The following is an 11,157-nucleotide window of genomic DNA, read 5'->3' as shown; positions in this document are numbered from 1 at the left end:
TTCGGTGAAGCGTCAACTCCGTTCAGCGACCACCCTAAAAAAGTGGCGTGGTGAGGAATCGCCGTCCGTTTTACGGCGGCGAGGATGTCAATGACCTACTCAATCATATTTTACAGTCAAGAAAGGGGTGGAATGAGGTAGTAAGAGCGGGCGCAATTGGCGGTTTAAGCCAGTTAAAAACCTCGCCAGCGGCTTTGGAGTCAATTTTGACCTACACAGCTTTAGGCACGCCTCAACCCCTGAGATTAGCAGCTATCCGCGCCCTGGGAGCGATTTCTTCGGGACAAACCACGGATAAATTAACCGTAATTTTGGAACGTTTAGAAACCATTGCCAAGGAAACTTTTTTCTTGACGCAGGTGGCAGTGTGTAACGCTTTAGGACAGATAGAAAATGCCAAAGCTATCGTTATTTTACAAGCTTTGAGCGATCGAACTCCCGATGGTCGCGTGCGTCGTGTAGCGGAGGAAGCAGTACAAAAAGTCCAGAAAAAATTAGGTTCCGAGAAAGCAATTCAGGAAATTCGCGAGGAATTAGAAAAAATGAAACAGGAAAATCAGGAACTTAAAAGTCGTTTGACCAAATTAGAGGCGAAAAATAGTTAGTTAAGCTGAGTTATCAGTTATCAGTTAAATAATTAGAGCGATTTTTTCTAGGGGAGCATCGCCAATAAACCTTGATAAAAAATCTGAAAACTAGGAGAACAATTATGAGCAGGAGTCATAAATTGAGAAATTTCTCTGGCTGCTTTCACTTTTTCTAAACCTCCTCGATGATACCCAGCTTTTTGAAGTATCTTTTCTAAGTTTTCCCAAGTTCCGCCTGTAATTTCATCGGGTTTTCTGTATTTTGCTTGCTGTCCCACATTAGTAGAAACTTTGGGATAGGCTGAGACTATAGCCTGAATATCACCAAAAAACCAAGCTTCTAGTTCTTCTATAGCAATTCTATTTAACACCTGAAATGTTTTTTTATCTTCGCTAATCGTTTTAGTGATAAGTCCTGTTTGTTGAGCGATATTTTCTAACTTTTCTTTGATTTTTTGACAATCTTCATTGTCTCTATCTACAAGAATAATGATTCGATAATCATCGGTTATCTAGGATTTATAACCTTTTAATCGCTCCGGTAGTTTTTTGATTAAATCGGATTTACCTCGAAAGGCATGAATTTTATAAGTGACATTCTCAAATAATATTTTAGGTAAAATTTGATTTAAACATTCTTGGGTAGAAAATTCTTCAACTAGAAATTCAAGATGCACTTTTTCCCTCCTTTGGTATTAAAGTTAAATGATAGGATTACCCACATCAAAATAGTCCTCCATCCATAATTGACCCAACAAAGCACCATTTTGAATAAATTCCTCAACTCCTTGCATTTCTGAAGTACGTTTAGCTTGAGTAAAACCATTTTCATCTCGATAAAGCACCCAAACCTCCTCTGGTTTCAAACCATCTACAAAAAAGGGAGAATGAGTTGTTACCATTAATTGTGTACTTGCGGTCGCTGCCCGACATTCTTCTGCTAATTCAGGTAATAAACGGGGATGAAGATGATTTTCTGGTTCTTCTATTCCCACTAATTGCGGAGGGCTTGGATCATATAATATAGTTAAATAAGCCAACATTTTTAAAGTGCCATCGGAGGCAAATTTGGCAAGAATTGGACTTTGAAAAGGTGCGTCTTTAATCTGGAGTAAAAGCTGTCCATTCGGCATAATAGATGCCTCTACTTTTTCTAATCTAGGAATTCGACGAGAAAGGGTTTGTAAAATAGATTCTAATCGTTGAGGATGATCTTCTTTTAAATATTGAATAACATTAGGTAAATTGTCACCAGTTGATGATAATCTTTCTTGCGCTCCTGCTTCGGGTTGATTGCGAGTATTATCTGCGGTTAAGTAGGAAAGATACCAACTTGTGATAAAACGACGCAAAGCACTAACCCGGGGATGTTTGGCCAATTGTCCCAGGGTACTAACAGCTAAAAATTCCGCGGAGTCTAATCGTTCAGAAATTCGTTCATCTTCTTCTTGGGGATTTTCTCCACTAATCACTATTCCTTCCCCTTCTTTAAAGTCTAAAAAGCGAAAAGGTTTGCCCTTCGGTCCTCGTCTCCAATGTAACCATTCTTCAGCAACATAAGGGCGATTATTGGCTTCATTAATGGCTAAATGATAGGTAATTAAAGGTGATGCCAATGTTTCTCTATATTTTAATTCGATAATGATGTAACCTTCTTGTCCTCTGGTTCTTAATTCTTTAAATCTTCCCCGTCTGTCCCAAGCTTTTCTTAAACCAACAGTAAAACATTCAGAGAGAAAGGCAAAGACATCAAATATGGTAGATTTTCCGCTCCCATTAGGACCGAGAAAAACGGTTAGAGGAGTAATTTTTTTTAATTCTAAGTCCTGTAAAGCTCGGTAATTTTGCACGCGCAGATTTTCGATTCGAGGTATAGAGTTTTTAGACATTGATTGTTGCTCTCTGCGGCTTTTAGCTCGTCTTTCCTGTGATTAGCTGTTAATTTCGCCAGTTCCCAGAAAAAACTGGTCAATTTTTAGTAATCTGGCTCTTCTGGACTGGTTATAGCAAATTAGTAGTTTAAATAAGCTTAAACCCTTAAATAGCGTGGAATCTAACAAAGCAAAAAGCTTTTTTTGTTAAAATTGCTTTTTTGAATTCTGGTGAGCCTTACTTGGCAAAGCTTGCGTGGATTATTTTTGCTAATATATCATAACTACTCTAGAATATCCAGTAATCTCTACTTACAATACCAAATCCAATGGGTGATCAGATACACCCATTTCTCTTTCCTGAGTTTCCCCATCATCTGCTTTGTCCAGACCAGAATCGGCCTTGACTTGGCTTTAAGGTTTATTTTATAGATGCCTTTGATGTTAACAGTAGGGAACTATGGCATAATCCGGTTATACTTCATCTTTATGAAAAACTTTTTAATAAACCTAGAGTTTTTAAATTGAGTAATCGATAACTTTCTCACTTTTATTGTCAAAATCAGTGAGTAAAGTCGCTTTTCTCGGTTTTAAATGTACTGTTTGTTCTGGTTGTAACTGTAATTGCTTGTACTCCTCACGATTGAGATAAGCCACCACCATTTCCCCATCGGCTAAGATTAATTCTACTTGTATTTCCCAGCCTAAATGAATAACTCTTTTTACCACTGCCCAACTATTCAACCCATCTTGTTCGGCCATAATTTCCAGGTCGTGGGGACGGATAAAAACGGTGGAATTATGACCCTGATGATGCCCATTTCCTAATCCCGCTAGATTAGGTAAGATATTCACTTCCCCAATAAATTGCATCACAAAAGGTGTGGCCGGATGATCGTAAATTTCGGCGGGAGAACCCACCTGTTCAATTTTACCATGATTCATCACGACAATCGTATCGGCTACTTCCATTGCTTCCTCTTGATCGTGGGTAACAAAAACACTGGTAACGTGAACTTCTTCGTGTAAATTTCTCAGCCATACCCTTAATTCTTTTCTAACTTTTGCATCTAAAGCTCCAAAGGGTTCATCTAATAATAATACATTCGGTTGAATGGCTAAAGCGCGGGCTAAAGCTACTCGCTGCCGTTGTCCTCCCGATAATTGGGCGGGATAGCGATCGCCTAATCCTTGTAATTGAATTAATTCTAATAATTCCTCAACTCTTTTCTTAATTAATGGCGATTTTTGCCGGCGAATTTCTAGACCAAAAGCAATATTTTGACGGACAGTTAAATGTTTAAATAGGGCATAATGTTGAAAAACAAAGCCGATATTTCTCCGTCTAGGATCCACATGGGTGGTATCTTGTCCGTTAATGATAATCGCGCCACTGTCGGGACTTTCTAATCCGGCAATTGAACGTAATAAGGTGGATTTTCCCGATCCCGATGGTCCGAGGAGGGCAACTAATTTACCTTCAGGAATGGTTAAACTTATATTATCTAAAGCTTGAAAATTGCCGAAACGTTTAGAAACTTGCTGGATGGTAATACTCATATTTTTGGGTTAATTGTAGTTAAGTAAGTAGGTGGGTGGAATTAAATATAAGATGAACGTAGGTTGGGTTGAAGCATGAAACCCAACGCCCGCTCATGTTTTTAGGTTTTTTGTAGTTAGGTAGTGTGAATTTTGTGGGCGGTTTTACGTTCGAGAATTTCTTTGATAATTAAAGTAACTCCCGCTAGTAAGGCGAGAATAGCCGCTGCACTAAAAGCGGCAGGAGTTAGATAATTTTTATAAGCCTGTTCTACGAAAATTGGCAGGGTAGCAGTTCTCCCTAAAATACTGCCAGAAACCACAGAAACCGCCCCAAATTCTCCCATCGCCCGGGCATTAGTTAACAGCACTCCGTACATCAATCCCCAACGAATATTGGGTAAAGTTATGCGCCAGAAAATCTGCCAATCACTTGCCCCTAAAGTGCGCCCCGCTTCCTCTTGTTCTAAGCCAATTTCTTCTAAGACTGGGATAACTTCTCTAGCGACAAAAGGCATAGTAACAAATATAGTTGCTAATACCATTCCGGGTAAAGCAAAAAGTATTTTTATATCGAAAAATTCTAGGAAAGAACCTAACCAACCATTGCGCCCATAGAGCAGTACAATCATTAAACCGGCTACCACGGGAGAAACGGCAAAAGGTAAGTCAATTAAACTAATTAATAAAGTTTTGCCACGAAATTGATTGCGAGCAATTACCCAGGCTGCACAAAGTCCAAAAATTGTGTTTAAAGGTACAGTAATTAGGGCAATAATTACTGTTAATTTCACGGCTTCGATAAAGTCAGAAGTTCCCGCCGCTTCTAAAAAAGCTTGGAATCCATTGCGAAAAGCATAGTAAAATACTGCCGCCGCCGGAATAAATAATAATAGTGCCAGATAAACAAGGGCGATGATAATTAGTAGGGGTTTGTAATCCCATTCTTCCGGTTTAGTTAATACTTTTGGATTGTGCATTTTTACTCTGTCTCTCATTAAATGATAATAATTGTTACTTAACTCTGTATTTTTGCCCCCATTGCTGCAGGAAATTAATTACTACTAACATGAACAAAGAAACCAGTAATAAAACCATGCCGATTACTGTTGCCCCCGTGTAATCATATTCCTCTAGTCTTTGGAAGATTAAAACCGGGGCAATTAAATCCTTAAAGGGAATATTAGAGGAGATAATAACTACGGAACCATATTCACCGATCGCTCTGGCAAAACCGAGGGCAACTCCTGTTAAAATAGCGGGTAGTATTGTGGGAAAAATAACTCGCCAAAAGATTTGCCAAGAGGAAGCACCGAGGGATAAAGCTGCTTCTTCTACCTCTTTTTCCATTTCCTGTAAAACCGGCTGTAAGGTGCGGACAATGAAGGGTAAAGCGATAAATAACATCGCCACAAAAACCCCTAAAATGGTAAAGGATATCTTAATGCCAAAGGGGGCAAAAAATTGACCGAGCCAACCGTTATCACTGTAAACTGTGGCTAGGACTAAACCGGCAACAGAAGTGGGTAAAGCAAAGGGCAAATCCACACAAGCATCGACAATTTTTTTACCCGGGAATCGATAACGCACCAATACCCAAGCGATAATAGTGCCAAAAACTCCGTCAATTAATCCGGCGATTAAGGAAGTCAAAAAAGTGACTTGGTAAGCGGATAAAGAAATCGGTAAAGTGGCAATGCGCCAAAATTCGGCAAAACCAAGAGTTAGGGATTTAGCAAATAGTGCCGCTGCTGGTAAAACCAACAAAACCACTAGATAACTAATGGTAATTACCCAAGGAATAGAAACTTTTTTGTGGGGTTGACTGGGAGATAAAGATAATTGTGGGTTAGCCATTGTTAATTATTGCTAGAGATTACCAATTGTCCGCTTCTTCAAGAACTTGTGCTGAATCATACCAAACTTCTACATCTAAATCTGCCAGATAGGAAAGGGCATTTTCTATCCCTTGGGAGTTGCCTTGTAGTTGTAGATCGAACCAGCCATCTTGATTATTATTTGCAGCTAACAAAGCGGAAAATATATTCACTTTTAGACCAGGAAAAGACCCTAAACGTGCTATAATTGGCTCGTTAATATATTGTTTAGGAATCCGAATTTTTATTCTTCGGGACGTGGGGCGATCGAGTCCTGATTGATCGAGATGTAAGTCACTTTGGGGATGATTAATAGTTTGCCATTGAGGTTGATTATCCATGGTTTTTCTCCTTAGGATTTACCAGCTTTAGTCAGAATTTTATCGAACAAGGCTCCTTCATCAAAGAATTGCTTTTGTACCTTATCCCAACCGCCTAAATCCTGCACGGTAAAGAGATTTTTTATCTGAGGAAATTTACTCTCAAACTCTTTAAATACCGTCGGTTCAACGGGACGAAACCCCACCTTAGCAAATTCTCTTTGGGCTGCGGGAGTAAATAAAAACTGCACAAAAGCCTCGGCCACTTTTCTCGTACCTTTTTTATCCACATTGGCATCAACAACCGCCACGGGATTATCAATAGAAATGTTGTAATCGGTGGGAACAGTGTAAGCTAACTTCTCACCTTTTTGGTTAGCGAGAATCATCTCATTTTCGTAATTAATTAGCACATTTCCCTGGCCTTGTTTAAAAAATACATCACTAGATTCGCGAGCATCTCTAGGTAAAACTGGCGCATTTTTAAACACTTTTTCGACAAAAGTTTGCGCCGCTTGTTCACTGCCTCCCGCTTGCGTCACCGAACCCCAGAGAGCGAGAAAATTCCAGCGCGCTCCGCCAGAAGTTTTGGGATTAGCGGTAATAACTTTAATATTATCCTTGGCTAAATCTGACCATTTATTAATTTTAATATTGGCATCACGAGGAACAAAAGCCACCACAGACTTATGAACAATAGAGTCATTCGGAGCTTCTTTTTCCCAACCGGGTTGAATTAATCCCGCTTGCTCAATTTTCTTGGTATCCAAAGCTAAAGCCAACGCTACCACATCCGCTTCTAAACCATCGATAACGGCGCGAGTTTGGGAACCGGAGCCACCATAACTCTGTTCAAAAGTTACCTTTTGCCCCGTTTTTTGTTGCCATTCCTCGACAAATTTGGGAATGATTTTTTCGTAGGCGCTTTGGGTGACAGCATAGGAAACAAGTGTCACAGTCACGGGTTTTTGGCTGTCATTGCCGCTATTGGTGGGGGATGGGGTGCAAGATACCAGCGTTCCCCCCGTCAGGACAGTTGCCACGAGTAGGGATAAACAAGACTGGGATGACTGCATCGGGGGCGCTCCTAAGATTTACTCTGAGGTTGTATCTGTTTTCAGGTCTGGTTTAATCCTACAGCACAGGAAACAAAATTTCAATACATTTATAAAACAAATTGGTAATAAGGTGATAACAAGGGAAACTGTGAGAAGATGGAATCACTGCTACATCTAGGTTTGAGACTATGGGCAAGAGCGTCAAAGCCAAGAAAACAACCCTCCTACAACAACTGATTAACCAGAGTTTTCTCTTTCGCGGACTAGAGGAAGCTTGGTTAAGTCAGTATCTCGATGCCGACAATCTCAAGCTAGAGACGCTATTTTCCAATCGTCCCGTCTATACGGCTTTTCTCCCCGATGAATTTCTAGATGTTTTGTATGTGATTTTGGATGAGGGTGTAATCGTCGTCCGCAGCACTCCCCTCGACCGGATTATTGCCATTACCTACCCCGGCGGCTGTTTTGGTATGAGGAGTTTACCCTTTAGTTATGGTTTAGCCAGTCGCGCCTTTCCCTGTTTGGTGGAATCCTATAAAACTACCCACGTCCTGAAAATTCCCTTATCGGCACTAGAAAAGATTTACAACGATAACGAAAGTTTTCGTCAACGGTACTGTTTTTTATTTGAATTACAGCAAAAATTCGAGTATCATTTGCTTAATTGCAGTAGCTATCCACCCCAAGCTGTAGCCACTTTACTCAGAGCTTTAATCTATCAAGAAAGAGAATTAGGCAGTCAACCGAGTGCCGAAAATATCTATACTTTTGATTTATCCGTCGATGTGATTGCTCGCGCTTGTCAACTCAATCAACGCACCGTCGAACAGGTATTAAAAGGATTGCAAACCGTGGGATTAATTGCCTCAGAATCAACGGGGGATTTAATTCGGGTACTGGATGCCGAGGGTTTAAAAGAAGTGTACAGTGCCACCAGAGATAAAGTTAATTGGTGGCCTCTAAAGTAAGTAGGGTTGGCCCTATTTACCCTGGCAATTGACAGCGCTTTAAGGCATCTTCGGCAGCCGCTTTGGTGGCATCCTGTTTCCGTTTACCTTTACCTGTACCATAGAGAAGATGATTAACCCGCACTTCGGCAGTAAATTCCCTAGCGTGGGGCGGTCCTGTAACATCAATGATCGCATATTCTGGATTAGAGGCGAAATTGGCCAGCGCCCACTGTTGAAAGAGATTTTTGGCATCGATAAAAGATGGCGATTCCGATTGTTGAGAGACTAAATGAGAGGCTACAGGGATAAAAAGTTGGTGCAGATAGTTTTTAACCGCATTTAACCCTGAATCTAGATAATAAGCCCCAATTATCGCTTCAAAACTGTCCGCTAATAGGGTAGGATTCGATCGCCCCCGATCTTTAATTGCCCCCTTACCCAAACGCATTAACTCCCCTAGGCCGATTTCAAAGCCCAATTGCGCTAATTGTTCTTCTTTGACCAAATTTGACCGCAAACGGGTTAATTCTGCCTCGTTCATGGCGGGATATTTTTGATACAATAGTTCGCCCACCAAAAAAGCTAAAATCGCATCGCCCAAAAATTCTAGGCGCTCGTTATTTTCCGTCAATTCCGACTGTTCATTGACATAGGAACGATGGGTTAAAGCTTGGGTGAGAAGGAGAGCATTTTGAAAAGGAGGCAAACAAGACATTACAGAAATGATCAAGTCAAGGGCATTTCTGATCTTAATCCGACCCCACCCCGAATAGATGAGACGAACGATCCTTTTTTTACTGTTTTTTCCGGCTAGTTTAGGCATAATCTCCCAAATCTTCTCACCGGAAAACCTATCCGCTGCCATTCTTGCCCTAGGTACCCTGGGGATCTGTCTTGAACAGGCCCGCATGGCAGCAGTAGATCTGGGAGAAATTGCCCAATTTCAGCAAAAAACCAGCGATCCTCGCCTCGATCGCTTTTTTATCGTCACAATTAGTACAATTGTTTTAGAATTATCGGGCTTTTATGTGGCTGCCCTCTGGATAGGATGGGGGGCCTTAATAGTTTTAGTTAGTCAAATTTGGTTCCATTGTTTAGCCAAAATGCAACTGCAGCCAAGCACGGAAAAAATCATTGACCATGGCATAGTGCCACGTTTACCCATCTTACTCGCTGACGGAATCGGGATAATCTTCCTGGCTTTCTGGTTAGCCAAAATCGCCCCCCTAATTATGGTCATGACTTTAACGGCAATGTTATTAATCTACGGCTCTATTAAGTATCTTTTCAGAACTGGGGAGGGCAGAGAAAGGAACGTCCAGAGGCTGCAATCCCTATAAATGGGCGCTCAGAGACTCTTGCTGACTTGGTTGCAGATTGGATTGAGCGCGAACAGCGCGGAACATCCCAAAACGACATAAACCCGTGCCAAAGGCCAAACGCATCAGCAGAATTGTCGGCACTTCTCGGACGGATTTAAGCAACCCAGTTAGACCAAATTGCCACCAACCTTGGGGACGAATCACCCCCTGCCAAATGGTATCAATCCAAGAGGGTAGAGTGGCTTTTGTCCAGTCAGCAGTCATCACTTCCCCATCTACCAATCCCGTGGCTGCTAACTGTTCGGCAAAACCTTCGATGCTGGCAAAAGCGGGGTGAGACCACTGATCCAAAAGTTGGCGCATTACGGGACGTTCCCAGAAATTAAGCGGTTTTTGACGGTCATCTCGCTGATTCCAGTCCGCTACCACCAGGACTCCCCCTGGCTTGAGAACTCGCAGTAATTCCCGAGCAAAAACGGCTTTGTCCGGCATATGGGGACCGGCTTCAATTGACCAGACCACATCAAAACTCTCGTCGGGAAAAGAAAGGGCCATGGCATCATCGACCAAAAAGCGAGCATTTAAATCTGGTGGTGTTAGTTCTTTGGCCCGTGCCACTTGTTTGGGACTAATGGTGACACCAGTAACGGCAAATCCATAGTCACAGGCCAGAATGCGACTGCTGCCACCAATACCACAACCGACATCGAGGAGAGTTGCACCGGCGGGTAATTTATCCAAACCTCCCCAAGAGACCATTTCCGCCACAAAGTCGGCTTTTGCCGCTAGAAAGTCTTTTTTTTCTGCTGGGGAACCGTAGTGACCTAAATGGATGTGTTCGCCCCAATAATATTCTAAAATCCCGTCTTCGGTCCATTGGTCGTAGGAGTTGGCCACCGAGTCCGACGATTGGTACTTGCGAGAGGAAACAAAATAGACGACGATAGCGATCGCTAGGAGTAACCCTAAAGATGATGTCACCAAAAGTATATTCATTCAATCCTGCTGGGCAAACTGATACAAAGCTTAATAACTCTTAAAGATTATATAACTTTGAGGTTCTGCCGGCTGAGGGCTAACAGGGTTGAGTGACTTTGGTTACTCACCAGAAATTAACCATCTCCGTTGAAAGCGACTGGTAATACAGCAGTTATCTTAATGGTGAGATCACTTCTGTAGTATTAAACTTTTAGTTGTTTGTCCCTGTGGAATTGCCCTCAATCCATTCGTAAAAAGCCATAGATTCCGGAGAACAACGGCTGCATCCTCCGCATTTTTCTAGGGAAATCAGGCGAATTCGCCCTTTTTTAAGCAATCGATCGAGCATGGGACTTAAGGCATCTGCTGACATCCGAAAGTGTCTGGATAAGTCAGCCACAGATGCTTTCTGATTTTTGGCAAGATAAGCCTGTATATCGGTTAAAATCATCTTTTCAAATAAAGTTGGGGGAATGGGGAATGGGGAAGTGGGGAAGTGGGGAAGTGGGGAAATTTTAACTAAAACCCTAAACCCCCAAAACCCTAAAACCCCAAAACCTGACCACTGATAACTGAAATTAAATTGCCGGACGGTTGATTTTTCGGGGAGGGAGATTTTTTAAGGTGAATAAAACCCCGACTACGGTTAAACCCA

13 protein-coding genes and 1 pseudogene are annotated in these 11,157 nt (G+C 41.7%); 3 read left to right on the top strand and 11 right to left on the bottom strand.

Annotated features, from left to right (window positions below):
• Positions 1-83: 83 nt before the first annotated feature.
• Positions 84-605: pseudogene (locus tag BGL89_RS14585) on the top strand (HEAT repeat domain-containing protein); the annotation flags it as partial.
• A gap of 47 nt (positions 606-652) precedes the next feature.
• Here BGL89_RS14585 and BGL89_RS14580 read toward each other — a convergent pair.
• The 8 genes from BGL89_RS14580 to BGL89_RS14545 all read right to left on the bottom strand — a co-directional run bounded on the left by BGL89_RS14580 (position 653) and on the right by BGL89_RS14545 (position 7,270).
• On the bottom strand, positions 653-1,078 hold the full coding sequence (locus tag BGL89_RS14580; RefSeq protein ID WP_286826312.1) for a DUF4276 family protein: 426 nt from the start codon (positions 1,076-1,078) through the stop codon (positions 653-655).
• A gap of 21 nt (positions 1,079-1,099) precedes the next feature.
• On the bottom strand, positions 1,100-1,264 hold the full coding sequence (locus BGL89_RS14575) for a hypothetical protein (RefSeq protein ID WP_286826311.1): 165 nt from the start codon (positions 1,262-1,264) through the stop codon (positions 1,100-1,102).
• Between the two features lie 24 nt (positions 1,265-1,288).
• A complete protein-coding gene (locus tag BGL89_RS14570) occupies positions 1,289-2,476 on the bottom strand; it encodes an AAA family ATPase (protein WP_286826310.1) in 1,188 nt (395 codons plus the stop codon).
• Between the two features lie 501 nt (positions 2,477-2,977).
• Positions 2,978-4,018, bottom strand: coding sequence for a sulfate/molybdate ABC transporter ATP-binding protein (locus tag BGL89_RS14565; protein ID WP_286826309.1), 1,041 nt, complete (start codon positions 4,016-4,018; stop codon positions 2,978-2,980).
• Positions 4,019-4,134: 116 nt separating this feature from the next.
• A complete protein-coding gene (gene cysW, locus BGL89_RS14560; protein ID WP_286826308.1) occupies positions 4,135-4,977 on the bottom strand; it encodes a sulfate ABC transporter permease subunit CysW in 843 nt (280 codons plus the stop codon).
• A gap of 34 nt (positions 4,978-5,011) precedes the next feature.
• Positions 5,012-5,854 (bottom strand): sulfate ABC transporter permease subunit CysT, encoded by an 843-nt coding sequence (gene cysT / locus BGL89_RS14555; RefSeq protein WP_286826307.1) that lies wholly within the window; start codon positions 5,852-5,854, stop codon positions 5,012-5,014.
• A 19-nt stretch (positions 5,855-5,873) separates the two neighbouring features.
• Entirely contained in the window at positions 5,874-6,215 is a 342-nt protein-coding gene (locus tag BGL89_RS14550; protein WP_002768372.1) for an NIL domain-containing protein, read from the bottom strand.
• Between the two features lie 11 nt (positions 6,216-6,226).
• Positions 6,227-7,270, bottom strand: a complete 1,044-nt coding sequence (locus BGL89_RS14545; protein WP_286826306.1) for a sulfate ABC transporter substrate-binding protein — start codon at positions 7,268-7,270, stop codon at positions 6,227-6,229.
• Between the two features lie 170 nt (positions 7,271-7,440).
• On the opposite strand from BGL89_RS14545, the gene BGL89_RS14540 reads away from it, so the two are divergent.
• Positions 7,441-8,220 (top strand): Crp/Fnr family transcriptional regulator, encoded by a 780-nt coding sequence (locus BGL89_RS14540; RefSeq protein ID WP_286826305.1) that lies wholly within the window; start codon positions 7,441-7,443, stop codon positions 8,218-8,220.
• A 16-nt stretch (positions 8,221-8,236) separates the two neighbouring features.
• Here BGL89_RS14540 and rnc read toward each other — a convergent pair whose 3' ends face one another.
• Entirely contained in the window at positions 8,237-8,917 is a 681-nt protein-coding gene (gene rnc, locus BGL89_RS14535; protein ID WP_286826304.1) for a ribonuclease III, read from the bottom strand.
• A gap of 58 nt (positions 8,918-8,975) precedes the next feature.
• On the opposite strand from rnc, the gene BGL89_RS14530 reads away from it, so the two are divergent.
• Positions 8,976-9,542: a hypothetical protein gene (locus tag BGL89_RS14530; RefSeq protein ID WP_286826303.1), complete on the top strand. Its 567-nt coding sequence runs from the start codon at positions 8,976-8,978 to the stop codon at positions 9,540-9,542.
• Here BGL89_RS14530 and BGL89_RS14525 read toward each other — a convergent pair.
• Together BGL89_RS14525 and BGL89_RS14520 are read right to left on the bottom strand one after the other, a co-directional pair.
• Positions 9,537-10,520 (bottom strand): methyltransferase domain-containing protein, encoded by a 984-nt coding sequence (locus tag BGL89_RS14525; RefSeq protein ID WP_286826302.1) that lies wholly within the window; start codon positions 10,518-10,520, stop codon positions 9,537-9,539. The two genes, BGL89_RS14530 and BGL89_RS14525, sit on opposite strands and share 6 nt — an antisense overlap.
• Before the next feature lie 193 nt (positions 10,521-10,713).
• A complete protein-coding gene (locus BGL89_RS14520) occupies positions 10,714-10,953 on the bottom strand; it encodes a FeoC-like transcriptional regulator (protein WP_286826301.1) in 240 nt (79 codons plus the stop codon).
• Positions 10,954-11,157: the final 204 nt, after the last annotated feature.

It is taken from the genome of Microcystis sp. LSC13-02, assembly GCA_002282935.1.
GTDB lineage: Bacteria > Cyanobacteriota > Cyanobacteriia > Cyanobacteriales > Microcystaceae > Microcystis.
The sequence above is the reverse complement of the archived record's forward strand: the minus strand, read 5'-3'. Positions and strand labels throughout refer to the sequence as shown.